This window comes from Ornithinibacillus halotolerans, from assembly GCF_014637405.1.
In the GTDB taxonomy this organism is placed as follows: Bacteria; Bacillota; Bacilli; order Bacillales; family Amphibacillaceae; genus Ornithinibacillus; species Ornithinibacillus halotolerans.
On the sequence record NZ_BMEY01000005.1, the window covers coordinates 1 to 26,387 of the forward strand.

General features: G+C 34.5%; 28 protein-coding genes, 2 pseudogenes and 1 riboswitch. Of the genes and pseudogenes, 8 read left to right on the plus strand and 22 right to left on the minus strand.

Features of this window, described 5'->3' with window-relative positions:
• Positions 1 to 141: 141 nt before the first annotated feature.
• Positions 142 to 264 carry a hypothetical protein gene (locus IEV35_RS20300; RefSeq protein ID WP_268237911.1) on the minus strand — a complete coding sequence of 41 codons (123 nt, stop codon included), beginning with the start codon at positions 262 to 264 and terminating at the stop codon, positions 142 to 144.
• Positions 257 to 775 (minus strand): transposase, encoded by a 519-nt coding sequence (locus IEV35_RS05790; RefSeq protein WP_188383764.1) that lies wholly within the window; start codon positions 773 to 775, stop codon positions 257 to 259. The genes IEV35_RS20300 and IEV35_RS05790 overlap by 8 nt, the downstream gene beginning before the upstream one ends.
• Before the next feature lie 81 nt (positions 776 to 856).
• Between IEV35_RS05790 and IEV35_RS05795 the strand changes: the two genes are divergently transcribed.
• Positions 857 to 1,123, plus strand: coding sequence for a DUF1697 domain-containing protein (locus IEV35_RS05795; protein ID WP_188383765.1), 267 nt, complete (start codon positions 857 to 859; stop codon positions 1,121 to 1,123).
• A gap of 384 nt (positions 1,124 to 1,507) precedes the next feature.
• On the opposite strand, the gene IEV35_RS05800 is transcribed toward IEV35_RS05795, so the two are convergent.
• Both IEV35_RS05800 and IEV35_RS05805 read right to left on the minus strand, forming a co-directional pair.
• Positions 1,508 to 2,149 carry an ABC transporter ATP-binding protein gene (locus IEV35_RS05800; RefSeq protein ID WP_188383766.1) on the minus strand — a complete coding sequence of 214 codons (642 nt, stop codon included), beginning with the start codon at positions 2,147 to 2,149 and terminating at the stop codon, positions 1,508 to 1,510.
• Entirely contained in the window at positions 2,139 to 2,720 is a 582-nt protein-coding gene (locus IEV35_RS05805) for a stage II sporulation protein M (protein WP_188383767.1), read from the minus strand. Before IEV35_RS05805 ends, IEV35_RS05800 begins: the two co-directional genes overlap by 11 nt.
• Positions 2,721 to 3,018: 298 nt before the next feature.
• Here IEV35_RS05805 and IEV35_RS05810 point away from each other — a divergent pair.
• A protein-coding gene (locus IEV35_RS05810; RefSeq protein ID WP_373284697.1) for an IS3 family transposase occupies positions 3,019 to 4,574 on the plus strand; the annotation gives its coding sequence in 2 pieces (ribosomal slippage) (positions 3,019 to 3,502 and positions 3,502 to 4,574; 1,557 coding nt in all).
• Between the two features lie 516 nt (positions 4,575 to 5,090).
• Here the strand turns inward: IEV35_RS05810 and IEV35_RS05815 are convergent.
• From IEV35_RS05815 to IEV35_RS05835, 5 genes and pseudogenes are all read right to left on the minus strand, one after another.
• Positions 5,091 to 5,345: a hypothetical protein gene (locus IEV35_RS05815; RefSeq protein WP_188383768.1), complete on the minus strand. Its 255-nt coding sequence runs from the start codon at positions 5,343 to 5,345 to the stop codon at positions 5,091 to 5,093.
• Between the two features lie 210 nt (positions 5,346 to 5,555).
• Entirely contained in the window at positions 5,556 to 5,678 is a 123-nt protein-coding gene (locus tag IEV35_RS05820; protein ID WP_229740662.1) for a DUF1761 domain-containing protein, read from the minus strand.
• 50 nt (positions 5,679 to 5,728) lie between these two features.
• A pseudogene (locus IEV35_RS20435) lies at positions 5,729 to 5,992 on the minus strand (hypothetical protein); the annotation flags it as partial.
• Complete coding sequence (locus IEV35_RS20440; RefSeq protein WP_188383770.1) at positions 5,991 to 6,119, minus strand: hypothetical protein; 129 nt, start codon at positions 6,117 to 6,119, stop codon at positions 5,991 to 5,993. The gene IEV35_RS20440 and the pseudogene IEV35_RS20435, both read right to left, overlap by 2 nt.
• Entirely contained in the window at positions 6,082 to 6,528 is a 447-nt protein-coding gene (locus IEV35_RS05835) for an AbaSI family restriction endonuclease (protein WP_188383771.1), read from the minus strand. Before IEV35_RS05835 ends, IEV35_RS20440 begins: the two co-directional genes overlap by 38 nt.
• 715 nt (positions 6,529 to 7,243) lie before the next feature.
• Here IEV35_RS05835 and IEV35_RS05840 point away from each other — a divergent pair.
• Complete coding sequence (locus IEV35_RS05840) at positions 7,244 to 7,501, plus strand: PAS domain-containing protein (RefSeq protein WP_268237912.1); 258 nt, start codon at positions 7,244 to 7,246, stop codon at positions 7,499 to 7,501.
• Here the strand turns inward: IEV35_RS05840 and IEV35_RS05845 are convergent.
• Positions 7,461 to 7,835 (minus strand): annotated as a pseudogene (locus IEV35_RS05845) (nucleotide excision repair endonuclease). The gene IEV35_RS05840 and the pseudogene IEV35_RS05845 overlap by 41 nt on opposite strands.
• Before the next feature lie 204 nt (positions 7,836 to 8,039).
• Positions 8,040 to 8,149, plus strand: a riboswitch (TPP riboswitch).
• Between the two features lie 138 nt (positions 8,150 to 8,287).
• Between IEV35_RS05845 and IEV35_RS05850 the strand changes: the two are divergent.
• The 5 genes from IEV35_RS05850 to IEV35_RS05870 all read left to right on the plus strand — a co-directional run bounded on the left by IEV35_RS05850 (position 8,288) and on the right by IEV35_RS05870 (position 11,756).
• Positions 8,288 to 9,292: an ABC transporter substrate-binding protein gene (locus IEV35_RS05850; protein WP_188383773.1), complete on the plus strand. Its 1,005-nt coding sequence runs from the start codon at positions 8,288 to 8,290 to the stop codon at positions 9,290 to 9,292.
• A gap of 33 nt (positions 9,293 to 9,325) precedes the next feature.
• Entirely contained in the window at positions 9,326 to 9,613 is a 288-nt protein-coding gene (locus IEV35_RS05855; protein WP_188383774.1) for a thiamine-binding protein, read from the plus strand.
• Positions 9,610 to 10,377 (plus strand): ABC transporter permease, encoded by a 768-nt coding sequence (locus IEV35_RS05860; RefSeq protein ID WP_188383775.1) that lies wholly within the window; start codon positions 9,610 to 9,612, stop codon positions 10,375 to 10,377. The genes IEV35_RS05855 and IEV35_RS05860 overlap by 4 nt, the downstream gene beginning before the upstream one ends.
• Positions 10,378 to 11,103, plus strand: a complete 726-nt coding sequence (locus IEV35_RS05865; protein ID WP_188383776.1) for an ABC transporter ATP-binding protein — start codon at positions 10,378 to 10,380, stop codon at positions 11,101 to 11,103.
• Positions 11,104 to 11,165: 62 nt separating this feature from the next.
• On the plus strand, positions 11,166 to 11,756 hold the full coding sequence (locus IEV35_RS05870; RefSeq protein ID WP_096271323.1) for a YkoF family thiamine/hydroxymethylpyrimidine-binding protein: 591 nt from the start codon (positions 11,166 to 11,168) through the stop codon (positions 11,754 to 11,756).
• A gap of 221 nt (positions 11,757 to 11,977) precedes the next feature.
• Here IEV35_RS05870 and IEV35_RS05875 read toward each other — a convergent pair whose 3' ends face one another.
• The 12 genes from IEV35_RS05875 to IEV35_RS05930 all read right to left on the minus strand — a co-directional run bounded on the left by IEV35_RS05875 (position 11,978) and on the right by IEV35_RS05930 (position 26,369).
• Positions 11,978 to 12,700, minus strand: a complete 723-nt coding sequence (locus IEV35_RS05875; RefSeq protein ID WP_188383777.1) for a sulfite exporter TauE/SafE family protein — start codon at positions 12,698 to 12,700, stop codon at positions 11,978 to 11,980.
• A gap of 250 nt (positions 12,701 to 12,950) precedes the next feature.
• Entirely contained in the window at positions 12,951 to 13,946 is a 996-nt protein-coding gene (locus tag IEV35_RS05880; RefSeq protein WP_188383778.1) for a virulence RhuM family protein, read from the minus strand.
• Positions 13,947 to 13,985: 39 nt separating this feature from the next.
• A complete protein-coding gene (locus IEV35_RS05885; RefSeq protein ID WP_188383779.1) occupies positions 13,986 to 14,642 on the minus strand; it encodes a DUF559 domain-containing protein in 657 nt (218 codons plus the stop codon).
• A 421-nt stretch (positions 14,643 to 15,063) separates the two neighbouring features.
• A complete protein-coding gene (locus IEV35_RS05890) occupies positions 15,064 to 16,095 on the minus strand; it encodes a hypothetical protein (RefSeq protein WP_188383780.1) in 1,032 nt (343 codons plus the stop codon).
• Between the two features lie 10 nt (positions 16,096 to 16,105).
• Positions 16,106 to 16,822, minus strand: a complete 717-nt coding sequence (locus IEV35_RS05895) for a hypothetical protein (RefSeq protein WP_229740663.1) — start codon at positions 16,820 to 16,822, stop codon at positions 16,106 to 16,108.
• A gap of 9 nt (positions 16,823 to 16,831) precedes the next feature.
• A complete protein-coding gene (locus IEV35_RS05900) occupies positions 16,832 to 17,374 on the minus strand; it encodes a hypothetical protein (RefSeq protein WP_188383782.1) in 543 nt (180 codons plus the stop codon).
• Between the two features lie 370 nt (positions 17,375 to 17,744).
• The gene (locus IEV35_RS05905) at positions 17,745 to 18,932 is read right to left on the minus strand and encodes a teicoplanin resistance protein VanZ (RefSeq protein ID WP_188383783.1); all 1,188 of its coding nucleotides are present in this window, start codon (positions 18,930 to 18,932) and stop codon (positions 17,745 to 17,747) included.
• 47 nt (positions 18,933 to 18,979) lie between these two features.
• Positions 18,980 to 20,515, minus strand: coding sequence for an RNA-directed DNA polymerase (locus IEV35_RS05910; RefSeq protein WP_188383784.1), 1,536 nt, complete (start codon positions 20,513 to 20,515; stop codon positions 18,980 to 18,982).
• A 252-nt stretch (positions 20,516 to 20,767) separates the two neighbouring features.
• Positions 20,768 to 21,022 (minus strand): hypothetical protein, encoded by a 255-nt coding sequence (locus tag IEV35_RS05915; protein ID WP_188383785.1) that lies wholly within the window; start codon positions 21,020 to 21,022, stop codon positions 20,768 to 20,770.
• Positions 21,015 to 22,157 (minus strand): hypothetical protein, encoded by a 1,143-nt coding sequence (locus IEV35_RS05920; protein WP_188383786.1) that lies wholly within the window; start codon positions 22,155 to 22,157, stop codon positions 21,015 to 21,017. Before IEV35_RS05920 ends, IEV35_RS05915 begins: the two co-directional genes overlap by 8 nt.
• 26 nt (positions 22,158 to 22,183) lie before the next feature.
• On the minus strand, positions 22,184 to 23,164 hold the full coding sequence (locus IEV35_RS05925; RefSeq protein ID WP_188383787.1) for a restriction endonuclease: 981 nt from the start codon (positions 23,162 to 23,164) through the stop codon (positions 22,184 to 22,186).
• Between the two features lie 34 nt (positions 23,165 to 23,198).
• Positions 23,199 to 26,369: a helicase-related protein gene (locus tag IEV35_RS05930; RefSeq protein ID WP_308419769.1), complete on the minus strand. Its 3,171-nt coding sequence runs from the start codon at positions 26,367 to 26,369 to the stop codon at positions 23,199 to 23,201.
• Positions 26,370 to 26,387: the final 18 nt, after the last annotated feature.

Consider the following 26,387-nt stretch of genomic DNA (forward strand, 5'->3'; position numbering starts at 1 on the left):
AATATTCCGAAAACAAAGTCTCTTGAGAGGCTTATTTTGTCATGCGTAAATTTATAGAAGAGATACAAAAAGCTAACAGAGGTGAGCATTTCTTATCTCACCTACTGTTAGCTTGATGGCTATGGGGTCAGACCCTTTCGTTCAACCCTCATACGTACGTACACTAATATTACATTCTTTACAAGCTAATGCTAATCGCGCACCATTTTGGTTAGCTTCTTGGATGAGTTCTACTGCTAGCGCGCGATCTGATGGGCTAATCATTCGTCCTCTTGGTCCCCTTAAGACTCGCTTGGGCCTTTTTTCTAAGTAGTAATAAGGCTGCAGCTTCTGAGAGTCCTTTCTCCTTTTTACGTAAGTCTTTTTCTAGGTCATTGGTTCGTTTTTTCTCCTCTTTTAATTCATAGTTTAGCTGCTTTGTTCGATTGGGTTCTTCTTTATTTGCGTTCAAGCATGTTTCACGCCACGCTTCAATTTGTTCTTTATATAAGCCTTTTTTACGGCAATACTCTACCAATTCTGCACCATTCAATGCGTAGGATTCCATTACGACAAGAAACTTATCTTCACTACTCCAATGTTCTGAGCTCTGTCCATCGCCAGGAGTAGGGTTTCCAGCTAACCGAGCTTTCTTTCTCCAGTTGTAGAGTGTAGGTTCGGAGATGCCAAGCTCCTTACTTAGTTGACTTACCGATTCGTTGTTTGGGGGCATCATTCTCTTGATGATGGATTCCTTCATTTCCTCTGTATAACGTTTTCCATTATTGTTTTTCATGTCGACTAACCTCCGTGTATTACTTAAACTATACACTAAAGTTCCCTACGACATCTATCCTAACAGAGGGGGGAACGGAGAATGTCTTATGTTGCATTACTTAGAGGAATTAACTTAGGTAAAAGGAATAAAGTGGATATGAAATCATTGAAGTCTCTCTTTGAGGAAATGGGCTTTCAAAACGTACGGACCTATATTCAAACGGGTAATGTCTTATTCGACGAACTTATTTGTGACGAGGAGCAAATTGAAACACAGCTGAAGAACACATTTGGATTTGATATTCCGGTCACCGTACGTTCTATAAGAGGTTCTAGAAAAGATTCAGCAGCATCCCTTATTTACTAGAGACAATGTGTACCTTCTATTTCTAAAAAAGCCAATATCAAACGAGCGACTCGAACTCCTTAAAGAAATCGTTGATGATGAATTTGATGTGATCTCTCACCAAAATATTATTATCCATCTCTCCAAGAATTTTCATCAAACCAGATATAACAATGCCTTTTTTGAAAGAAAGCTTCAAATGCATTCGACCGCCCGTAATCGTAATATGGTAGAGAAGGTTTTAGGGAAGATGTAAACTATACTATTATGAATTAATTTCTAATGGAATATTAAAAAACTCCAAGACTTAAATGAAAAAGGTTTGGAGTTCTAACATCAATAATTGAAATCTTCAAAGGGGTGTTAACACTTACTCAGAAGATGCTCGGTAAAGCCTATCAAGTTTTATATGTTATTAGTAACATATTCTGTTAATTCTGTTTCTGTATAATTATTTTTTAGTTGTCTAATTTGCTTATTGGAAAGAAGTAGAATTTCATCTGATAATTGATGTGCAATTGGAATGATATGGGTTGATATCAATACCGTTTTATCTTTATCTGCGAACTCCCTAAGCATCCTTTTGAATATCTCAATATTTATTGGATCAAGTGATGTTAAAGGTTCATCTAGTAAAAGAATGTCTGGGCTTATTAGAAATGCGCTAGCTAACGACAACTGATGTTTCATACCATGTGAATAGTTAATGACTAATTCATCAACAAAACTTTTTATGTTGCTATCTTTTAAGTAGTTTTCTAGATTAACAATAGGTATATTTTTAATTTCACATAGGAACCTTAGATTTTCATATCCACTTAAATAATCTAAAAACTGTGGAGTCTCAGGTACAAAGAAAACACTCTTCCCATTGGAGTCAATGCTACCAGAATCATATTCCATTAAGTTTGAAATAATCTTTAATAGAGTTGTCTTCCCAACACCATTTCTTCCTAGTAGGGAATATACCTTATTGCTATCTAGTCTGAATTTAACATCATGTAAAATCTCTTCCGAAAAACTCTTACTCAGATTATTAATAATCAAAATACCACTCCCCGCTGTACATCACAATTTCAACTATTTTTGGAGTTACATATGCTTCAATAAAACTACCAACTAATAACATTAATGTTATTACTAAAATAATCTTAAAGAAAGAATTAACTGATTGTATACGGAACATTTCTTTTCTATAGGTATAATTGAATAAATATCGTAAAGAAAGCGTTGAAATATATAGGCTAATAGCAATTGCTGGGATTTCTACAATACCGTGGGTCATAATGATAGAAAATGTGTACAAATAACTTTCACTAATGTTATAAGCATGATCAATTGTTACAGCAAACGTATATAAATTATAAACACCAATAAATATTGATATTATACCAAACGAGAATATTCCTAAGACAATCATTAAAAATGATACAGAGACATTCTGTATGAATATTTCATTCCATGGGGCTCTTATTACCATTTGGCTGTTATGCTCAATAGCAAATTCGGTCCTAATTAACCATGTTAGTGCCATTGAAGATAAAATAATAAAGAAATATATAATATTGATAGACATTAATAATTTATGACGCTGGAATAATTTTCTTATATATAGCATAGATGAACACCTTGATTTTATTTATATTTTTTAAGATAACGTTATTAATAATCAATGCTAGTATCACCGTAACTAAATACGGAACTAACAAATTTTCTATAAACGTGGCTACAATTCTAGTAAGTGAAATATTAATAATTAGGTATGCAATAATACATAGTTTAACAATCTTGTATATTATATTTCCTTGTAATGACCTAAGTAATGAATAGTTTATCTGCAGACCCCCTCTGTTAGGATAGTTGTCGTACGATACTTTAGTGTTATAGTTTAATAAATAACACGGAGGTTGATCGGGATGACAAGAAAAAATGGAGTACGATATTCACAAGAAAAGAAAGAAGCTATTATCAAGCGCATGATGCCCCCAAATAACGAATCTGTGGCGCAAATATCGAAAGAAGAAGGCATCTCGAATGTGACGTTATACAAGTGGCGTAAAGAAGCTCGTGCTGCTGGTGTGGCAACACCTGGAAATGGACAAACAAGTGAGAATTGGAGTAGTCAAGATAAGTTTTTAATCGTGATGGAGACTTTTGCGATGAATGAATCAGAGTTAGCTGAGTATTGTCGTAAAAAAGGTCTGTATCGTGAACAAATTGAATCTTGGAAAAGTGTATGTCTTCAGGCAAATGAACAGTCATTCGACGAAGGGAAAAAGTTGAATGGTGTATTGAAAGAAGAAAAAAAGCGTGCTAAGCAACTAGAAAAAGAGCTACAAAAGAAAGAGAAGGCACTAGCTGAAGCTGCGGCTTTATTACTATTGCGAAAAAAGGCCCAAGCGATTTGGGGGGACGACGAGGAAGAATGATTAGCCCATCAAATCGCGCATTAGCTGTCGAACTCATCCAAGAAGCCAATCAAAATGGTGCGCGAATGGCGAAGGCTTGCGAGGAGCTTCATATCAGCGTGCGTACCTATGAACGTTGGGTAGCAGACGATGGTGTGAAGGTGGATCAACGCCCACTTACGAAAAGACCAGTACCCCAAAATAAATTAACTGAGAAAGAAAAAGAAGAAATCCTAACGGTTGTCAAACACAAAGAATACGTTGATTTACCACCAACACAAATTGTACCTAAGCTTGCGGACAAAGGGACTTATATTGCGTCGGAATCCACATTTTATCGTGTATTACGTGAGGAAAAAATGCAAAACCATCGTGGTCGTAGTCAAAAACCTGTAAAAAGAGTCCCAGAGAGTCATCTCGCAACATCACCAAACCAAGTGTGGACGTGGGATATTACATGGCTTGGTGGGCCTGCGAAGGGTCTATATTATCGACTCTATTTAATTATCGATTTATTTAGTAGAAAAGTAGTTGGCTGGGAAGTTTGGGAAACGGAAGAGGCAAAACACGCAGAAACACTTGTGAAAAAGGCAGTAATCAATGAAAAGATCAAAGGGGCACCACTCGTATTGCATTCAGATAATGGTAGCCCAATGAAAGCTGAGACATTTTTAAGCTTACTAGAGAAATTGGGCATTCAAAGCTCTTTTTCAAGGCCTCGAGTAAGTAACGATAATCCATACTCAGAAGCGATGTTCCGGACACTCAAATATAGACCGGATTACCCTTACAATGGCTTTGCATCACTCACTGAGGCAAGGGAATGGGCACAAAAATTTGTCCACTGGTATAACGAGGTTCACATGCATAGTGGGCTGAAGTTTGTGACGCCTGTACAATGTCATACCGGGGAACACATAGCTATATTGGAAAAACGAAAAGCCATATATGAGGCAGCGAAGACGAAACATCCAGAGCGTTGGGCAAGAGGCATAAGGAATTGGAAGCCGAATGAACAAGTAGCACTCAATCCAATGCGAGATGAGGAGCAAACCGAAGCATAGAGTCAACCATAATATCTCCATTTCCCTAGTGATTTGAATCGAAAGTACGCTTTTCCTTTCGATTCAAATCACTAGGTCAGCAAGCGAAGCGCGGTAGCATTAATTGAACTCGGAGATTTATGACATTCTATTAAAATACTAAAGTAACTAAATGCGACAACTATATTGACAAACACCGTGGGAAAGTCAGGTGAATAGGCCTATTTCATTACTGATATTCGATTGAATTCGACAACATTTTAGGAAAGTGTCCATTTTTTTTACAAAAAACGACAAAACACTTCCATTGCCTGTAGTATTCAATTATACAAAAAAGATGTTTTCAAAATTTACATGTCTATCCTACTTTTGATAACTTTTGTCTATTTACTATAAAAAAATAACCCCTCAAACTTGTTTGAAAGTTTCCTAAGGGGCTATTGTATGTTTCTAATACTAATTTAAACCTTCATCTACTTATTGGGTTTCATGCAACCATATTATAAGAATATACTACTGTTAGTGATATCCCCATTTCTACTTCTTCGCTACTGCCTTAATACCCGCAACAGTAAACACATCATTCAGGCTAATAGTCCTTGCAAACTTTAAATTACTATTAGGGAAAAACCCTTCCCCATCATAATATTTGTCCGTATAGATATCGTCACGCTCAATATATGTATCATATTGTTTGTTGCCTTTCTTTGGATAGGCAAAGTACACATAGGAATTATCTTTCACTAACTTCTTCTCAATAATTTCATTTAGATGGCTGAAAAACTCGTCCATATTATAAATAAAAACAAAAATTAAATCATACTGTTCGTGATTAATGGAAGTATCATAATCAACCGAATCGAAATCCTGAATATCCTCTGGCTTATTAAGGATTAGCCTTGTTGTGTATTTCTTGAAGTTAACTTCTCAACTACACTCTTAGTGGATGTTTTCATACGAAAGCTCCTTTATTTATTATTACTTTCACTTTCACTTTCACATTCATAGGATTAACCCAATTCCGGTGAAAGTTATGACATGATAACTAGCATTAATCAGAAACAATTTCAATGATTTACGTTCAAAAAGATACGTAATCCCCATGGCTGTTGCTACCCAATTCATCGTTACCACCATTATGTATTTTTTTCGAGACTTATATTAGTGCAAATAGATTAAACTTTTTTAACAGGCGGGAAGGTTTTCACCGTCTCTGAAACCCTCCTCCAAATTAAACATCGTTCCTCCATTGACATATCCGTATCCAGTTCAAACTCACCCTTAAATTTATACATGATATGCCCCAGTGGCCCTTTTACTTTTGCAAATACAATTCTTCTGTGTTTTTGATGATGAATGACTTCATGTATATGATCATCAACTTTATGTTCATGGACGTTCTTTTCCCTAATTACTTTCCCGTCAGCTGATATGGAGTTATCCCATTCCCCCGTTCGGAAATAACTTTGGGAACCAAATCATCGTTTCACCATGGTAGGGGTGGGTTGTACCGCCTCTTTGGAATCCCTTATAGCTGTGTCCAAATACATTTGCGGATCGGCACATGTTCTGAATGCGACATTATCTTGTCCGATCCCATTTCTTCTACCTTACTATGAATATAGTGAACTACTTCATCTATTTGTTCATGAACAGTAATTAAATTTTTAGTCACATCGATTCTTTTAATTTCATGACCTGTAATACTAATGATATCTTGCTCCCTAATTAAATCGTTTTGGGCTTGTTCTGGTGATTGATGGTACCCTTCATCTATTTCAATATGTAAATTCAATTGTGGGAAAAACATATTGGTCAGGGCATACTTGCCATCTTCTCTTACTATGTATTGTTGCGTGATAAACTTAATATCGATATTGTCTAATCTATTCCATATTCTAGTAATCACATAATTCTCATCGTTCTTTTTATTCGTCTTAGCTAGCTGAGCCTTAATATATTTATATTTCAACACTAGTGTTGCATAAATAATGTCGTAATTTTCAGTTTTATCGTTTTATCTAATAGAGCCAAAAAAGTAAATACCCAAAATACCCAACTAAAGGTGGCTCCATCCATTTGGAATTTATTTACAGTTAGACTAAAGTGACAGCGACGTTCTGTTTATTAAGAAGCACCTTTTCCTTCTATTTTTCGTAACCAGTTATAAGCTGGTTTCCATAAGGCAGCTCTTAAATAACGGATGATTTGTAAGATTTTACGGGTACTATTCATTTATCCAGTACGACTTCTACACCATCCTCCGTTAACGTTTAGCTAGTTCTAAACTCCATTCTTCCCTACCTGGCACTGCTCAAAAGTCTCTCCCATTATTCTTCTCACACAATCTATAATCCTGTCTCCACCAAAACCAACCCGTATTCTAAACAAACAAGGCTAGAGCTATTTGTATAGAATGATTGAATCCTTGTGAACAAAATGTAACCATTCTGTGACATTTTATCGAATATCTTGCATTAAAGCATTTAAGTGACCAATATCACATTGTGAATCACATCACAGTGTTACCATGGAATTAAGATAATGAATCACCATATAGACGATAATTATCTCAATTATATTTTTTTATATTCTCTTAAAGGAGACTGAAAAATACGAACAAATTATCCGAATTAATTAGTCCAGAAGCAGTAATTAATTTTGAAACAGGTGCCATTAAAGCAAGCACATTGGATGCCATCCTTAATCTATTGCCATTTGAAATGGGTTTCTGTGATGCAGATGATCTTTTCCGCTGGTATTCTAATAATCCAGACCGCGTTCATCGTCGCTGTACAGAAGCGATTGGTCGCCATGTGCTAGAGCTTCATCCAAGAATGGCTCACCATGTTGAAAAGTACTGTAATGCAAGAGAACTATCCCTCTTTTTAATACTCATATTCAAACTTATTTATAAAATACTTTATCAACGTTGTATTTCGACTTAAGCTGATTCATGATATATGTTTCATAAATTTCTCTTTCCATTGGATCTTCTACTAAACAAATAGCTATTTTATATATTCATCTCTGTGCATTTTAATAGGTGAAACATTATCCTCAAAATGTTTTTTGATTCTTTGGCGTTGTTTCAGTGCTTTTCCAACAAAAAGAAGCTCATCATTTATATTATAGAATAGGAAAATGCCACCTTTATCTCTTGGTATTAGATGAAAGTCAATAAATCCATAAATAGGTTTGATTTCTGATTCATTATCCTTCAGAATTTGCTTCCGTTCTGTAATCGTAACACTCTGGATTAGGTATGCTAATATTTATCATGTTTTACATACGTCCCTTCTTTGTATAGATAGAAATGCAATATAACAATTATTTCACGTCCTTGCTTCCTTGGTAATCAAATAACTATTACTTCTGTTTCTAAGTAATTATTTTTTCCTAATTTCCTCTCTTCGTAATATTTATTTGCAACCATCTCATAACTGTGGCATACTTTGTGTTGTAATGCAGAATAAAAATTTCATACGTTATATGTGGGGGGGCTAGTGATGCTAGCTGAGATTGTATTCTTGAAATACTGACCCTTTGAACCTGATCTGGTTGGCACCAGCGGAGGGAACATTTCATTAGAATCATTTTTACATAAATGAGATACATTCCTGTGCGCTAAAGAACCAATCTTTAGCGCACTTTTTATTTTAGCAAGCTTGTGATCCGCCAATCTTTTTCAAGGGACCCTACTCATATAGCGAAAAACTAATGGGGGTATTAACTTGAAGCATTTGATTAGTATCATTTTGTTTATAGGTATCATTTTCATAGCAGGCTGTGGTCAAAGCAACGAAAACAAAGGAACTAACAAGGATAATAATGCAGACCTAACTCCTGTAAAATTTGCACTTGATTGGACACCGAATACGAACCACACTGGAATTTATGTTGCAAAAGAAAAAGGCTATTTTAAAGAACAAGGGCTTGATGTTGAAATATTACTACCTGGAGAAGTACGTGTGAATCAACTGCTAGCAGCAGAGAAAGCAGACTTTGGGATTAGTTACCAAGAAGGGCTAACACAGGCGCGCTCGGAAGGCCTCCCACTCGTCTCCATCGCTGCCGTGCTGCAACATAATACAGCTGGTTATGCCTCGCCTAAAGAAAAAGGGATTACATCGCCTAAAGATTTTGAAGGTAAAAAGTTTGGTGCCTACGGTTCTGACTTGGAAAAGGCGATGATGACAACATTAATGGCAAATGACAATGCCAATGTGGATGAAGTTGATTTCATCACAACTGGGGATGCTGACTTTTTTGTTGCTGTTGAGCGGGATGTGGACTTTTCACTTGTCTATTACGGTTGGACTGGAATTGAAGCAGAACTTAGAGGTGTCGATTTGAACATGGTGTACCTTGCTGACTTTTCCGACAAGCTTGATTTCTACACACCAATTATTGCGACAAGTGAAGAAATGATTTCTGCCGATCCAGAATTGGTAAAAGCTTTTACACATGCAACAGTAAAAGGCTATGAATTTGCAATTGAACATCCAGAGGAAGCCGCTCAAATATTAATAAATGCGGTACCAGATCTTGATCCGGACCTTGTAAAACGCAGTCAAGATTGGCTATCCCCTCGGTACCAGGATGATGCAGAACAATTTGGTATTCAAGAACAAGACAGATGGCAGAAGTTTGCTGACTTCCTATTAGAAAATAAAATTATCGATGAAGCAGTAGATGTTGATCAGGCATTTACGAATGAGTTTTTGCCAGATAAGTAGGTTTATAGATGATAGAAAAGTAGGAGTGATTGTATGGCAAATGCCTTGTTAAGTATTCAAATAATTCCCAAGGTCGATGATCAAGATTTATATTCATTTGTGGACGAAGCAATTGCTGTCATAGAGTCTACCAATGTGAAATACAGCGTACATCCACTGGAAACAACTTTGGAGGGAGAATTGTCGGAACTACTACAAATTGTACAGAAAATGAATGAAAAAATGGCAGAGTTAGGTGTACCAAGTGTAATCTCCCAAGTGAAAATTGCTTATCGACCAAATGGGATCACAATGGATGAGTTAGTGGAGAAATACCAATGAAAACAAGTTTACTGAAAAAAGTATGGAGACCATCCCTTGCCATATTATTATTTATCGGGCTATGGGAAGTAGCGACACGTTTATTTTCCATTGAGGAATGGTTACTCCCATCCCCTTCTGATATTGTGATGGAGGCTAGGAATGTCATTCCAACCTTTTTACCCCATCTAGGGTCAACAGTAACGTTATCTGTTTCTGGTTTTCTAATTGGGACAACAGTTGGTTTAGGAGTGGCAACGATATTACATCTCATGCCAAGAGTTCGAGAAACCTTTTTTCCCTTTATCATTATATCTCAGAATATGCCGATCATTGTTCTAGCTCCGTTACTTGTCATTTGGTTCGGATTCAATGCGTTACCTAAGTTGATTATCATTACCTTAGCATGTTTCTTTCCGATTGCCGTATCTGCCTTAGGGGGATTTACCCAAACGAATCGGGAGTTAGTCCACTATATGAAAATGATGGGTGCTAATAAATCTCAGTTATTCTGGAAATTGGAATTGCCACATGCTGTTCCTTCGATATTTTCAGGATTAAAAATAGCAGGAACTTACAGCGTCATGGCTGCAGTCGTATCCGAATGGTTAGGTGCACAGAAAGGGATTGGGGTCTTTATGACGCTTGCTGCCTCTTCTTATCGTACATCACGAGTATTTGTTGCCATTATTGTTGCAATGGTCATAAGTTTAGCCTTTTATGGACTGATTCTATTGTTGGAGAAGTTCTTCATTCGCTGGCAGCAGAAGGGGGAAAATGTGTAGATGTTGGAATTACGTCATGTGAGTAAGTCATTTGGACAAAAACAGGTACTCCAGGAAATATCACTTCATGTGGCCAGTGGTGAGTTTGTTTCCTTAATCGGTCCCTCTGGAAGTGGAAAAAGCACCCTGTTTAATCTGATCGGAGGCCTTTTAGGACCAGATGCTGGGGAAATATACTTAAACGGAGAAGAAATTACAAATAAACATGGCTTCATTAGTTATATGCCACAGCAGGCTTCCCTTTTCCCTTGGAGAACGATTATAGAAAATGTGTTATTAGGACAGGAATTACAAGGAAAGAAGGATTACGAACTGGCTGAAGCCATGTTAGAAAGAGCAGGGCTGGGGGATGTTATTCATGCGTATCCCCATGAGTTATCTGGTGGAATGAAACAACGGGTCGCTTTCATCCGTGCCTTGTTAAGTCCACAATCCCTCATGTTGCTCGATGAACCATTCTCTGCTCTTGATGAGTTTACTCGAACAGACATGCAAAAGTGGCTCTTGTCCATATGGGAAGATTACGAACAATCAATACTATTTATTACACATAGCATTGATGAGGCATTATTTTTATCCGACAAAATTATTATCTTATCCGTAAATCCTGCAGAAATTAAAGACGTAATCGAAGTACCATTTATAAGACCAAGGGATGGCGATTTATTGCTATCCGAAGAATTTCTTCAATGGAAAAAGAAAATTATTGATGTGATTCAATTTTAAAAAAGACTGAAAGAGACCTAGGATGGATATCTATGAAACGATTAAAATGAGGAGGAACTTTTATGCAAGAACAATCTTGTGGAAGAAATGATATCGTAAGTGCAAGTTTTTCCATTCATCCGATGAGTGATGATTTTATTGACATCATTCTCGGTGCGTTGGAAGAGGTAGATACATCAAACGTTTGGTCGAAAACTGATGATGTTTCAACTAGTGTACGTGGGACATCTGCTCATGTTTTCGATGTAACAAAAGCGCTATTTATGCATGCGGCAAAGACTGGGAAACATGTTGCATTTCAAGCAACTTATTCCTGTGGATGTCCTGGAGGGTCTTGCGAGGATGCTAACCTTGAAGTTGGTGATATCCCAGTAAATAATGAAAAGATAAAAGACACGAAACAATATGTTGCAGCGAAGTTCTCTCTCTACCCTTTAGGTGGTGGGAATTACATGGATCTTATTTATCAACAAATCGAAGCGATGAAGGCGTTTGTTACCGTTTCTTCCGCCCCCTTAGCAACACGATTAGAAGGTGAAGCAATCCAAGTATTCAATGGCTTAGAAAAAGTATTTAATGCGACGGTGGAAGGTGGATCCAGTCATAACGTCATGACCGTCTCCATTTCAGCAAATAGTCCATCACATAACTAAAAATAAGGTCAGTCCCCTACTAAGATATAGAGGCTGACCTTTTGGGGACTTGGGGACAGGAGCTCCGGACCAGGTCATATCTGGGCCAATTCTCCTGTCCCCATGGTATTCCTTAAATTATCCACTCCTTATTTATTATTACATTGACTCTTTGTTTTACGCTATTTGTGATACGGTTCAGCATTTCGCTAATGTAAATCAGATAGTACCACCTTAATTGATTATATAAACCCTAAACTCTCAATCAGCAAGTAAATTCCAGTAAAAAGTAAGATTATATATGTAAATATTCGAAAAACCCTTTGATTAATCCTTTTAAATAATAGTTGTCCCACATACAATCCTACAAATACCAAAGGTAAAGCCCATAAACTCGATACCCATATTGTCTTATTTGTCCCAGCAAAAGTCACTTGGATGATTAAACTAACAAAGTATATAAATAAATAAAAGGCTAATGTAGTACCTCTTAATTTTTCTTTTTGAGTATCAGTTCCTGAAAAATATAATAGTAATGGTGGCCCGGGCATACCTATACTTGTTGTGAATGAACCTGATAGTCCACCTACAAGTAAATCTCGCTTCTTATTTTGGTTGATTCGAATTTTCAGAATAAGCATTATCGTTAACACCAAGATAATAAGGCTCACTCCCATTTTTAATCTATTTATATCAATCAACAAGAAGAGCATTATACCAATAGGTAGACCCGTAACACTCCCTACTACAAATCTTTTAAGAATAGCAAAATCAATATCTCTTCTAATTTTCATTATTAATGCACTAGATATAACTAAAGACAATATTAAATTTATTTGAATTGCCTCAATCGGTTCAAATATCAAAAGAAGAAATGGAGTAGCCAAAATTGAAAATCCGAATCCTGTACTCGTTTGAAGTACAGAAGCGATCAAAACGATTATAAAAAATGATATTATCTCCATAAAATACCTACTTTGTCTAAATCATAAAGTAAAGATACCATTGATAAACAGTATCTCTTCACCTACAATTTTAATATTTCACCAATTGTAAAACTATCCAAAACTAATTCCACTCTTTGCTTTACCATAATTTATGGTACGGTTCACTATTTTTAGTGGTAAGATTAATATTACCACCACTTAGCAATCATCACTTCCGTAAAAACTTCCAAGTAAGTGAGGCGTCAATAAAACAACTGTATCCACAAAGTTATTTCTTCAGATTATTGTTCTCAATAAATTTATCAAAATCATCGTTTGAACTCTGCTCTATACGGTGTTGGTTAAATTTCTCATATTCTTGAGTCGCAATCTTATCTGCAACGACTTTTGATACCTTCCCTGCATTTTCGAGAATATCACGCTCATTAAATTGCAGAAATGCATTTAATTTATCAATCCAATCCTTCATATACATTGGGCGTTGACGATCTGCTTGGTCCTCAGCATAGTCTAAATACATCGTAACAATTCGATTAAGCGACTTTAATTCCTTTTCAGATAAGTAATTTTTAGCAATAGTAACATCTCGTTTGCGTACTTTATCACCTTTCCATGAAGTAAGTCCCATGTTTTTTTTCTCCGCATCTGCTCTATCTGATATGAGTTCAGCGGCCGTCTTACCATGGATTGCAAAATGTAACTTGTTTTGAACCGTTGCAAAGAATTCCTGTGTTACTTCTGCTTTAGGATCATAATCTACAGATGTAGCATAAATATCAGTAATCTTTTGATAGAACCTTTTCTCTGAAGCACGAATATCACGAATTCTTTCCAGTAACTCATCAAAATAATCCTGTCCAAAATTACGCATTTCTTTCAAACGATCGTCATCCATTGTAAAACCTTTAACAAGGTATTCATTTAACCGTTCTGTTGCCCACTTACGAAATTGTGTCCCTCTGTGAGAACGAACACGGTAGCCAATAGCAAGAATCATTTCGAGATTATAAAATGATACTTCACGTTCAACCTTTCTCTTACCTTCAGTTTGAACTATTCGGTTTTTCCGAATAGTTGATGATTCTTGAAGTTCACCCTCAGCATATATATTCTTTATATGCTCATTAATCGTATTTACTCCTTTTTGGTATAGTTCAGCAATGGCCTTTTGTGTCATCCAAACTGTTTCATTTTCCAATCTAACGTCTATTTTTGTATTTCCGTCCTCTGTTTGATAAATTAAGATATCTGTTCCATTATTCACTTCCAACACCTCCAAGAATTTGATATTAATTTTGACATCTTAATGTTCATTTTTTAAAAGTAACTTAATAACCTGATTTAGTCCTTGTAATTCCTTCCCCTCATTAACTCTAATAAATTGAACTCCTAACTTTTCCTCAATGTATTCTTGGCGTATTTTATCGTCCTTTATTTGTTCTTTGTGATGTTTTTCATCATATTCAATCACTAATTCTAATTGTGGTATATAGAAATCAACGATGTAATTGTCCACTTTATATTGATCATAAATATCAACAATTCCTTCTAAAGAGTTTTTTAACATTTCTCCAAATCTGCGTTCTTTAATTGGTACAAATACTAAGAACTCTTTTTTTACACCATTTGTTTGCGCGAAATTAATAAGATTATTAAACTCCTCAAAATATTGGCCTCTTATAGCGATATTAAAAACAGTATCTAGATTATAATGTAAAACTTTCCTTTTTACTTTTCTAGTTCCTTCTTTATTTTGTACTATATAATACTTAGTATCTTGAAGTAAATCTAATATTCTACTAATATTTTTCAAATGAATTGTTATATTTTGCGGAGTGGTTTGGTAAAGTGCTGCAATTGCCTTCTGTGTCATCCAAACTGTTTCATCTGCTATTTTAACTTCTACTGATGTATCCCTGCCCTCTGGTTGATAGATCAAAGTTTTTATGTTATTTAACATTGCTCTACCTTCCTTTTCTACGTTCTTCTATGTACTATTATACCATTAACCATCGAATAGTTTAACAAAAACAGAACATTTATTCCCCTGTTATAACTTATTCTAAGACAAATATAAAACCCCTTCAGACTTGATATAAAATCCTTAGGGGCTGTTAATTTATTTAATTTGTTCTAATACGGTTTTGCTTAATTCAACTTCCACTCTCTGCTTTACCACTATTTGTGATACGGTTCACCGTACCGGTTTGTAGGGTAAAAAAGAATTGACAATAAATGCGTAAATAAGGGTAGCGGTCATAAAGACCGCTACCCTTATTCACTGTTTCAAGATTAATTAAAGCTCAGTTGGTTAGTATCATCAACTTTTATTAATTATTTATTTTCAAGCTTATTATATTTAGTAGTAAGAGTTAATAACATCATTCATCATCTTCTTCTAGAATGTCAAATAGAGTTAGGTGCTCTTCTTCATCGTTAATTTCTTCATCTTCTATATTTGCCTCATTTTGCAATCGTTCCAATTCTGCTTCAACCTGATCTTTAATTTCATTTCCAAGCCTTTGTAAAAATTCTATCTTTAGTTGTGGAGACCAAACACCTCTGTTTACGTTATCTCTATAAGATTCCACAAGTATTGGTAATAATACAATATATGTATAGATAGCAATATTGTTTTTAAGTCTCTTAGAATCCAGAGCTAACCATCTACCCTGATATTCTTCTTCCCATATTCGACAAGTACCAGTTAAACTGATTTCCACTAAAAATACTTCGCCATTATACTGTAGCTGAGGTCTAACTGCTTTTAAATTTTCATTATTAAACAAAAAAGCTAGAGTACCTAATATTGTAGATATTCGATTTCCCCTGCCACGCATTGCATTTACATTGTCTCTTGTTTTTCCTGTATAACTTTTTAATGCAGTAACATATAGGGGGTTGTTAGGTGATAACGGTGATTCTCTTAGATCAATGAATTTCCTAAAAATCCAATACAATAAATCCTCCGAAACATTTATTTCGGCGGGTTCAACAGCACCCCATGTCTCTTCAGGCATACAAGTGTTTAATATAGTTTTAGCCAGGCTGGTACCCTTAAATACTATACTTTTAACGGAATTATTATGCTCAAATAATAGTATTTGAGAATTATAAGTGTTTACTCGTTCGTCCCTTGGTTTCATATTTCCTTCAGCATTAAACCAGAACTCAGGTCTTCTTGATCGCTCGGTGTAAAATTCAAATGTCACATAACGAATATTATTGTTTCCTATTTCAATAGTTTCTGGTACATTCAAATCAAACCCATCAATAGAATTAAAATGCGCCACAAGTGGTTCATCATCCCATTCTACATTAGTAACTATTGGAGCCATATCCCTTATAAGTACTATAGCATCATCTAGATTGTCTATATCGTTTAATTGCCACATTGAAAAACTTTGCAACATTTAACCCTCCTTAAGCTGTTCTACTGGAAATTACATCATGGTAGCTCTCATTTAAATCAAAAAATAAAAATATTAATATATAACTACACCATCTAAAATACCATCTTTTAGAGGATGGTTTAATCTCTAACATAATCTTATCTTCTACAAAAGAGGTCGCATTAGAATATAATTCTGAGCTAAGATAGATATTAGCAGTTTTCGCTCTCCTTTGCAGTCCTCTATCTAAGTTAAATGATATATATTCAAAATTTGAAACATCTAGTGCTTCCTCCCTAAAATTTGCCTTATTTCTGATTTCTATTGTGAGCCAATGTGGTATGTAAATATACAATTTTAATCCACCCAATATATTAAAAAGCCATTTAATAAAATGATTTCTGTAATCTATTTTCACGTCAATATCAAGCTTCTTACCACGTTGTTCTTGTCCTAATGGCAAAAATGTTGTTTGCCTTCTATCCTTGTTTTGAACACTAATATAAAACTCTCCGAAATGCCTATATACCTCAATAATTAAGTTTATTATAACAGTTATAATAGCCTGATTTATAAGGTATGACGTAGTTGAACTAGTTATAGATTCAAAAACTTCTTCCTTTAATATTCCTTTTAATAGATTTAAAGGCTCAACATTAAAGAAATATACAAGCCCTATTGCAATAATAGGGCTCAGAATTATTATTGTTTGGATAAGCTTTTTTCTAATTGCTAATACACTAAACAATATATCCACCTACTCAATACCTGTTAATAAATTTACAACCTTTTCTTTCACGCTTATATCATCCAGTAAAATGACCCCGTTATTATATATTTCTACATCTACTTGAATAGGTGTAGCGTCGGAATTAATTCTAATATTTATTTTTTTTATATCAATACTTTCATCAGTTATTAACCAATCTAATTCAGAAAACAACTTTGTAGCCATAGACTGTTTTTCAAAAGGATTTAAGATCGAGTTTATATTATTTTTATAATGTGTTATAAGTTCTTGATGTTCAGCAGGAACCGATTCTAAAAATTGTATATCCGATAAAAAATATCCTTCATTAATCGAGGAATTTAATAATTTAAAGAATTTCTCTGGTGTAATAATAAATTGTTTTACTTCCATGTTTTTCATTACTTCTAGAAGTTTTTTATAATTATTCTTTCCATAATCATAAGGAATTCCAACGGTGTAATCGCTTACAGTTAAGTAATCTGAGAAATACGAATCAATTTTTGGCAATGTTGATTCTCTGTTAAATACTCTGAAAAGCTTCAACTGCATCTCACCTTCCCCCTTATGGACAATTATTGTAACTTCATTTTAACCGAATATCGAGTATGATTTCAATTATTAATATAATATTATATTATCTAACTTTTGAGTTGTGACCGTAACAAGGTCTCAAATGCCTTATTCATCTATTCAACAACGAGATGTTGTGTCTAATTATATTCATTATAAAACGAATTATCTAATCAGTAATTTAGACGTTCCCTATCACTTATGAAAGTATTCTTAGGATGATCATATAGAAAACTTAGATTCACTCTTCAGAAAAAACTTTCCAAAGAATTTTTTGTTGTTTCCATAATCCATAAACAGGTATATGTATGCTCAATATAACTTCTAAAAATTATACATTGCTTTAACATTATACATTATTCTTCCTACTGTTTTTTAATAATTGGGTCAATAGGCTAACTTCACTTTCCTCAAATTCCTCATTATGCTCTATAAATATATCTATTTCGTCAACCTTATAATAGGTTAAAAAGGCTTCATCATATGGAAAATTTTTGTGTGAATTTGATTCTTTAACCTGTTTTAGAATCATACTATTAAAACTATTTTTCAACCTATTTGATTTTGTAGTAGTAAAGTAAAATGTCAATCCTTCATCACAATATATTGTTGCAACTTTATCCGAAAAGTTTGAAATAGTGACAGCATAAATATCGACATCGCTTAGTAAATGGACTTGACTCAATATTTCATCTATCTTGCTTTTATCTATAAACTGATAATTCAACAAATCGATTACACTTGGTAATCTTTTTTCTATTGTAAGACATCCTTCGTAATAACCTAGATAAATATTTGTTTTTTTATAAGATCTTATTTCATCCTCACCAATATACTTTGAAATAAAATCCTCTGTGAAAGGCTCCGTTAGAGATCCTGTTAACCTTTCATAAATTTCCTCTTCCAATAATAGTACTGGTATGGGGTCAATCGAAAGTCTAAATACAGCAATAGCCCCTATACAGGCTTCAACAAAACCTTCAAATTCCTTTATAAATTGATTATCATCTCTTGATTTATTTGCAAAATGATTACGAGAGACATAGAAAGTATTAAATCCCTGCTTGTGGACATATTTATTTAGTCGTTCTTTAACTAATTGAAGTTTATTAAAATAATTGCTCATTTGTTTTTTTATATTTGCAAATTCCTTTTCATTTTTTATCAGGAATTTAACCATTTCACTGTACATTGGAAATCTACTTTGTTTTTTCCAATTTAATAGTTCAATTTCACGATCTGTGGAATCTAGTTCCATTAAGTACACTATTGTAGTTGATACTTCTAATGATTGTCTAAGGGAATAATAAGCAGAGTCAAAATACCCCTTTTCAAATAAACTAATTGCATTAATTACTAATTGCACCGCTTCTTGGATAAATGTATTAGAAATTAAGGCATCCACTCTACCGGTCATGCTAAGCTCCAGATTAGCCAAATCACGATATGTTTCTTCTTTAATATTTAACTTCAATGGTCTAATGTTTTCATTTTCCTTATACAGTGTAAAATCAAATTCTATTTTAATCTCCTCCAACTTAATTTAAGTTAATAGTTTAGAGCGTAACTTTTCGCCTTACCTAACTATATACCTTTAATATAAGTTGCCAATGAATTATCCACTATGTCATTGCTTTGGCTTATATTATCCATCCATGGTTTTCTTTCCCCTTTAGGTAAGATATCGCCAGCAAATATTATCGCCCTTCTGTCCCAAGAACTGTACTGATCAAATTGATTTTTATATTTTCGTACCCATGAAATATCTTTTTTTCTTTTTGCTTGTATGGCTTTAAACCTGAGACCTTCACTTTTTTCAACATAATCCTTAATAATCTGGTTTTCTAAAAAATAATCTCTACTAGTAAAATAATAAGACAGCCAATATTGAACATAAGGTATGTATGAATATTTCCCTTCAGATATTATATTTTCAAGTTTTATAAGATTTTCTTCTGCTACACGTTGATTAGTAACCGCCTCCAAATACAAAATCAAATCTCTCATAACAGGAGCAAAAAAATCAAATTTATCCAATACAATTGGTAATATGGATCTTGTCCTATTTTTCTTTGCCTTTCTTAAAATATGTCTGGTTGAACCTAGATCAATAACGTCAAATTCAACTATTTGTTCCATTAAACTTACAAATGCCTCTGATTGCGCTTTAACAATCTGTTGTTTAGTTGGTTCTGCCTCAACTATTTCAAAATCAGGATAAGGGCCTAATTGAAAAGTTAGTTCATTAAGCGACTCGTGTATAGCTTCTTTCTCTTTTTCTTCATGAGTATCTATGTAATTTTGTTTAAAATCATCTATATACAAAATTTTGGTTTTAGAGGTGGACAAGGTTAGCCTATGATTATTGTAAAGGTACTTTGTTAAATTGTGTAGCAGTAGATTAAGATCATCGTATGAGTTTGAAAATACTCTAATATCGTCAACGTATCTTACATACTTTTCATTTTCGGATAGTATGAAGGAGTCAACATCTAACATTAAAGCTTCTGTCATAATAATACTTGCTGCTGGCCCAACAGGTACTCCCCGAGACGTTTTATTTGTTAACTTCATTAAAAACTGCTCGATATTATTTGATAAATCGGCTAAATCATCATCGCAAAATTCAATTGCGTTCTGAATCCTGTGTAGATAAACTTGATTATAAAAATCTGTTATGTCAGCTACCAAGACATATTTATAGGATTCTGCATAAGAAATACTTTTGTCTTTAAAGTTTAAATATCCATTTCCCTTTGAGAAAAAATTCCCCTCATCGTTAAGTTCAATCCTATAAGAACATACGGCATCATCTGATATTTCAATTCTTTTTTGCTCTACTTTTTCTGCAATCTCGTATGCTAGTGCCGTGTATATAAGTGAGTCCATGGGATCCAATTGATGAACGATTCTATATCCTACTTTTGATTTTGGTGCAGCATATGATAAAGGAGTCTTTACAATAAAGTCATTGATATCAGTTGTTGTAAGAAATTCCCTAACCTTTTGCCAATTACTCCATATTGCCTTAAATTCAAATGGTTTTACAAAAAAGTCGGAATCATAGTAATTCTGGATATGTATCTTGGCCCAGTCAACAGATTGACAAGTTAATTTCATTCCCCTTATTCCTTTCTATTCATATTAATGAAGGGATAACTTTTGTTTTTTATTATGGAGCTTCCAATAACTGTTCCTTTGCCTTCTACCTTCAAGAAGAGTGATATTTTAATAGAAGCATCTCATAAGATATATCTTTAAAATCCCCAAGATATTGGGGTTAGAGCCCTTTTTCTTGTTTATTATAAATTGTAGTCTATTTTTTCAATTAATAATTGATAATACATAGTGTACCACCCTTACCTCCTCATCTTATTTACTTTTTCTAATCATCTTTAATGCAACACCACCAGCAACTGCTAATACACTTAGGCCAGCCGATCCGCCATTTTTAATGCCTTTACCAACACATTCTTTACAAACGATTCCGTAATTAACGAGATTTGAACAATTCTTTACTTTACACTGTCTAAATACATTATTGCAGGATTCACATTCATATTTATTCTGTTCTTTTTCTATAAAGCTCCTTCTTCTTTTACAATATGGACAGTTTAATTCAGTCATTATTTATGTCTCCCATTAGTAATTGTGTATCGACATCATATGAAATTTGAATCTCTTCAAATTGTGAAACAAGTCTTTTATGCATGTTTTTAACTTCATCTACTTTAATATCGTTCGAATTTATTTCTTGTAATAAAGTTATAGGTAACTTTCTGTTTTTTAGCCTTTCAGCAATATGTAACAGAGAAACATCATCATTGATACTAATCCCATCAACATTCAGCAAATATATTAACTTAGAAACCAGTTCAGTCGAATAGTAGTTTATTTTAGATTCAATCTTCCTAAAATATTTGGAAGCATGATGGTATTCATTAGTTATTTGATAACAGGTTCCTATAAGACCCATAGTTTGGAAATATAATTCTAGTAAAAACCTATACTCATGCATAAATAACTGGATTTCATCATTATACTTTTTATTGTATTCATTCCTATCTTTACTTCTCCATTCCCAAACCTTCAACCCATCTATGAAATTCGGAATAAGTTTATAATCTATTTTTCTACTTAATACCTCTTCGATAGTTTCTTCAATAAAGTCGGATAAAAACTTCAAATCTTTAATGCAATCATTAATCCTAACCATGGCATTCTTGTTGGGAAGTGATTCAATGGCTTCCTCAATAACTGAATTTATACTATGCACCCTAGAAACTTTCTCTTTCCATAAAAACTGACCGAGTTGATCTATTTTTTCATGTATAACATCGAGTTTTTTTGAGATTTCAGCCATTTGTAGTTGCCCAGATATGCTGGCAATGTTTCTAGAAATATTAGAGAGTGTAGATGGCTTATTTTTCTTGATAAGTTCTTCTGTTGTAATCTCATTAAGTTGAGCCTTCCCAACAAATTTACCTGTCTTAGCATTTCTAATCTCTAGAGATCCTTTTTTAATAGATAGGTTTCCGGTATCAATTCCATTTTGAAACTCTGGTTTTATAGTTATTTTCCATAATTTATCTATTTTATTTTTATCTAAAGGAAAATCGCTATTGTTAATACTTTCTTGAATAATTTTATTTACAGAATCTATTAACTCCGAAGGAACTGAAACTTCATTACCCTTACTTTTTGAATCACGATAGGTTAACTCACCACCTATAGTGTTGATGATGTTTGGGGGATTATCCAAATCATACACTCCCTCTTGATTATTTCCTACTCAGGCACATACATCTTCTGCAAAGGCAACAACGCCCTAACATCATTAGGCATACTCTCATACCACTTCACAACCAAATCAACTAATTCCTCTAAATCTACTAGTCTTACAGAATTATGCCTAGCAACCGCTTCTGCTTGTGATGTAAAACCACCAGTTGAAACAAATAAACTATTAGCATCAATCGGATTTGCCCCCAATAACTGTTGAATCTCTGGTGCCGATGCAGAAGACTTACGATGCTTTACTTGAACTTTAATAATAGGCTTTTCAAATCCAAAGGCATCTTTATAAGCCAGTACATCCACTCCACCATCAGGCCCCTTTGGACTTACCCGTACATTGTAGTCCATCGCTTGCAAAAGTCCTCCAACCAGTTCTTGCATTTGCCATGGATCAAGTTTATCAACTTTGTCTTGTACCATTACCAGCGCCTTATTAACCAAATCTTCTATTATTTCACTTTCTTCAGCTTCATCTGTTTCCTCCGGTTCAACAAAGGGGTACTCTAATAATCTTTCAATCTCACTTCCCCATTCATCTACACGAAACACTGTTAATACCGAACCTAAACTATTCTTTGCTGCTTGTGATAGTGTATCTCTAATAACTGTAGTTTCTTCCCATTCCACCCTTATATTATTTGGGTATGCAGGATCCCCTATTGACTCATTATAAAAAGGATCTTCAGTTACAGTTCCAACTAGATATTCTCTAGTTTCTTTAAAATAAGTGATAACTCTATCGCCCTTCTTTATTTCTCTGCTGAAACGCCATACCTGGTTAATCCAGCTCTTTCTAGTATTAGGTTTACTATCAGCAAATACAGTATTTGCTTTAGTTAACATTTCTTCCTTTGAACGATATTGTTTAGGATCGCCTAATTTAGGCCATCCAATGGAAGCAATACCTTCGTCCTTCCATATTGGAATTAATTCATTATTATCTCCCGCACGAACCATCCACCATCTTTTCATCATTTATCCCCCTCGTTTAAATAAACATTGTGCCTTAATTTAATAGATGTTCAATAATTTCGTTTTCTCTTATTTCATACACGAATACACGGCTCTTAATCGCTTGATAATCTTCCTCTATCATCTGCTGCTTAAATTGATGTATATCGTTAGTTACTACAATTAGTCGATTATCCCCATCAACTTCTTCACTGATAAAATCTACTAACCCAAAAGCCTGCTGTACTCTTACGTTTAATCTACCCTGCTTTAATTCATGCGCTTCAATCATAGATAAATAGTCTTCTGGAATTACACGGCCATTTTCTATTCCATTTGGTTTAACTTTAAATTGTGCTACCCTTTTAATGGGCTTCAATTGAATAGATCGTTGACGGTCGATTTCGGTTAAACGTTCTTTACTCCTATCTTCCATTTCATCTATTTGTGCATAAGTTTGGTTAATTAAAGCACTGTTTTTACCCTCTACATTTTCTTCTTGGTACTTCTTCAACCGTTCTTGCAAGGTTTCCATTTGATCCTCAAATGACTTTCTCAAGAAAACTCTTTTTCGATTGGCATAATCTTCACGCTTGCGTTGTATTGACTTTAATAGTTTTCTAGCATGTTTAATCACGTGTCGCTTAATATCCTGTTCTTCTATGTTATACGTATTTGTAACATCCAACGATTCATTAAAAAGTATATAGGGTGAAATTTGTATAAACTCACCATTTGCCCGTTTACCAGTTAACATTAACTTTTGCTCAAGTTCACGGCCATTACCGTCCACAACTGTCACTTGATTTAGTTCAACTGTCATAGCTTCTGGAACCGATGCCTTCACTTCATAGAGTGGAAGCACGGCTTGCTGCATCTCTTTTGCAGTTAGTTTCATCACTAAGTTAAACAACGGGTTATCATTTTCGATCATTGGTATTGAATCCGATACTTTTGATGAAGATAAGGCAAAACGAATGGAATCATCAAAATTGAACATCAATTTCTGATCACGTGCAAAATCACGAATACGCTTAGGAAAACGGTCTATACGGGCAGTTGTGTTATCTGCTGAAATATTCAACCTCGTTCTTGTATTTTTTAATCCATCAACCACAAAGTGTCCGTATAAACGATTAGGAATGCTGTTTATTGAAACTTCATCAAAAGAACGCTTGGCCCCAGGTAAATCAAAATTATCATCTAATCGCTCACTGTGAGCCAGTTCTAATAGCCGTTTGTGTTCTTCCGATAATGTCTTTTCCATGTTTGCAATTATCTCATCTAAATCTTCACGACCTGTAATTGCTTGCTCCATAACTGAAGATAAATCTGCTTGGCGATCCTCAAGTACTTCACCTATAAAATCATAAACAAGGTCTTGTCCAAGGTCTTCACGCATTTGTTCCATCTTAGTGAGTAACCGTATTAATACGTCACCTTCACGTGTATTTGTAGCAACAAGGTTAAATACGAATACTTCATTTTTCTGTCCTATGCGGTGAATACGACCCATCCGTTGTTCCAAACGATTAGGATTCCAAGGAATATCATAGTTGACCATTTGGTTACAAAATTGCAGGTTAATTGATTCCCCACCAGCATCTGTAGCAATCATGATTTGTACATCATTTCGAAACTTCTCTACCTCTTCTTGACGTCTATCCATAGAAAAGTCACCAACTATTTTGGCTATCTCTGGAACGTATGCTTTCAATTTCTTCTCAAGATAATTAAGTGTGTCTTTAGATTCAGTAAAAATTAAAATCTTCTCACCTTGTGCCAACAAGCCACTTGCACCAAATAGTGTCTTCTCTAGTTCAAGATACTTGCGCTCATTTTGGCTTTGCCTGATGACATTTGCCTTACGAATTAGTTGATCCAGCATTTCAATCTCTACTTGTAATTCATCTAAATCTAGTTCTTCGTATTCGCCTTCAGCATACTCCTCAAGCAATTCCTGTTCTTCGAGTGAACTATCTTCATAGTCTTCGTAATCCAATATCATCTGTTTTACTTTTTGCCCTGTTTCTAACGCTTTCTGCAGTCGTTCTTTCCGACGTACAAGTGATAAATATATTGCTTCAACAGATGAACTTAATCGACGTTGTAATATCATCATTGCAAAAGCAACGTTTGGTTTATTATTCTGTTTTGCGCGGTTAAAGTGATGTCTTACATAGTCTGTGACAGCTTCATACAAATCAGATTCCGCTGGACTGAAGTCAAACCCTAACGTTGTCGTTGTACGTTTCGGAAATAGAGGGGTTCCATCAAAGTTAACCATATTTTCTTTTAGTCGACGGATAACATACGGATTACTCTTCTCTAGAATTGAATCACTTCTATTAAGTTGCGAGAAGATATCGTGATCGATCAAACTCATCAAATGACGGAAATTTTCTTTATCCCCTTTGTGAGGTGTTGCTGTTAATAGAAGAGCATGCTCAGTATGTCTCAACAAATTTTCACCTAGTTGGAACATCTTTGTCCGCTTCACTTTGCGCTTTTTTTGCCCAACTGTATACGCAGCCATTTTATGCGCTTCATCGACTATGACTAAATCAAACTGCGAGTTAATAATCATGTTTTTAATATCTTCTCTGGATGCCCAATACATCGATGCAATAACTTGCTGTTGCATATCAAACGGATTCAGTTCACCTGAGGCATCCAAATAAGAACGTGTAATTATTAAGAAGTCTTCATTGAATTTTTCCTTTAATTCCGCTTGCCACTGCTTCAATACAAGAGGTGGTACTAAAATCAATGTTTTTCGAATCATGTTTCGTGCCTTTAATTCACGAATTAACATACCCGACATAATCGTTTTACCTGCACCTGGATCATCAGCTAATAGATAACGCACTTGGGGCGCTTGTAGCATTTTGCTATAAACCGCTTCGATTTGGTGTGGCAATGGAATCATATTTCTATTTCCTCGAGCCCGTGATTGCGAGTATTCTTTCTCTGTTCGTAACACATGATATTGTAAGTAATGCTGAAATCTATCTCTCAATTGAACTGAAGCATCTTCATCGGAATAATGTTCAACCTCTAGTAATTGATGTTTCTCAAGGTAATTTTCGAAGAATTGATTAGACTCTCGACCAACTGCTTCTACTAAATATAAATCATCATCAATGCTTTCAACATGTTTGATTTGGACGGCTTCTGGCCAGAAAGATGCTCCAACAATTTCACCTTTTTTAAGCAAAAGTAACACCCCCGTTTCCTTTTTGAC

What these genes read in the sequence shown, in the direction of transcription:
- IEV35_RS20300 (WP_268237911.1), bottom strand. Translation starts at nt 264, where the DNA reads ATGATTAGCCCATCAGATCGCGCGCTAGCAGTAGAACTCATCCAAGAA.
- IEV35_RS05790 (WP_188383764.1), bottom strand. Translation starts at nt 775, where the DNA reads ATGAAAAACAATAATGGAAAACGTTATACAGAGGAAATGAAGGAATCC.
- IEV35_RS05795 (WP_188383765.1), top strand. Translation starts at nt 857, where the DNA reads ATGTCTTATGTTGCATTACTTAGAGGAATTAACTTAGGTAAAAGGAAT.
- IEV35_RS05805 (WP_188383767.1), bottom strand. Translation starts at nt 2,720, where the DNA reads ATGCTATATATAAGAAAATTATTCCAGCGTCATAAATTATTAATGTCT.
- IEV35_RS05815 (WP_188383768.1), bottom strand. Translation starts at nt 5,345, where the DNA reads ATGGACGAGTTTTTCAGCCATCTAAATGAAATTATTGAGAAGAAGTTA.
- IEV35_RS05820 (WP_229740662.1), bottom strand. Translation starts at nt 5,678, where the DNA reads ATGAATTGGGTAGCAACAGCCATGGGGATTACGTATCTTTTTGAACGT.
- IEV35_RS20440 (WP_188383770.1), bottom strand. Translation starts at nt 6,119, where the DNA reads ATGTGCCGATCCGCAAATGTATTTGGACACAGCTATAAGGGATTCCAA.
- IEV35_RS05855 (WP_188383774.1), top strand. Translation starts at nt 9,326, where the DNA reads ATGGCAAATGCCTTGTTAAGTATTCAAATAATTCCCAAGGTCGATGAT.
- IEV35_RS05860 (WP_188383775.1), top strand. Translation starts at nt 9,610, where the DNA reads ATGAAAACAAGTTTACTGAAAAAAGTATGGAGACCATCCCTTGCCATA.
- IEV35_RS05865 (WP_188383776.1), top strand. Translation starts at nt 10,378, where the DNA reads ATGTTGGAATTACGTCATGTGAGTAAGTCATTTGGACAAAAACAGGTA.
- IEV35_RS05870 (WP_096271323.1), top strand. Translation starts at nt 11,166, where the DNA reads ATGCAAGAACAATCTTGTGGAAGAAATGATATCGTAAGTGCAAGTTTT.
- IEV35_RS05875 (WP_188383777.1), bottom strand. Translation starts at nt 12,700, where the DNA reads ATGGAGATAATATCATTTTTTATAATCGTTTTGATCGCTTCTGTACTT.
- IEV35_RS05885 (WP_188383779.1), bottom strand. Translation starts at nt 14,642, where the DNA reads ATGTTAAATAACATAAAAACTTTGATCTATCAACCAGAGGGCAGGGAT.
- IEV35_RS05890 (WP_188383780.1), bottom strand. Translation starts at nt 16,095, where the DNA reads ATGTTGCAAAGTTTTTCAATGTGGCAATTAAACGATATAGACAATCTA.
- IEV35_RS05900 (WP_188383782.1), bottom strand. Translation starts at nt 17,374, where the DNA reads ATGCAGTTGAAGCTTTTCAGAGTATTTAACAGAGAATCAACATTGCCA.
- IEV35_RS05910 (WP_188383784.1), bottom strand. Translation starts at nt 20,515, where the DNA reads ATGAAATTAACTTGTCAATCTGTTGACTGGGCCAAGATACATATCCAG.
- IEV35_RS05915 (WP_188383785.1), bottom strand. Translation starts at nt 21,022, where the DNA reads ATGACTGAATTAAACTGTCCATATTGTAAAAGAAGAAGGAGCTTTATA.
- IEV35_RS05925 (WP_188383787.1), bottom strand. Translation starts at nt 23,164, where the DNA reads ATGAAAAGATGGTGGATGGTTCGTGCGGGAGATAATAATGAATTAATT.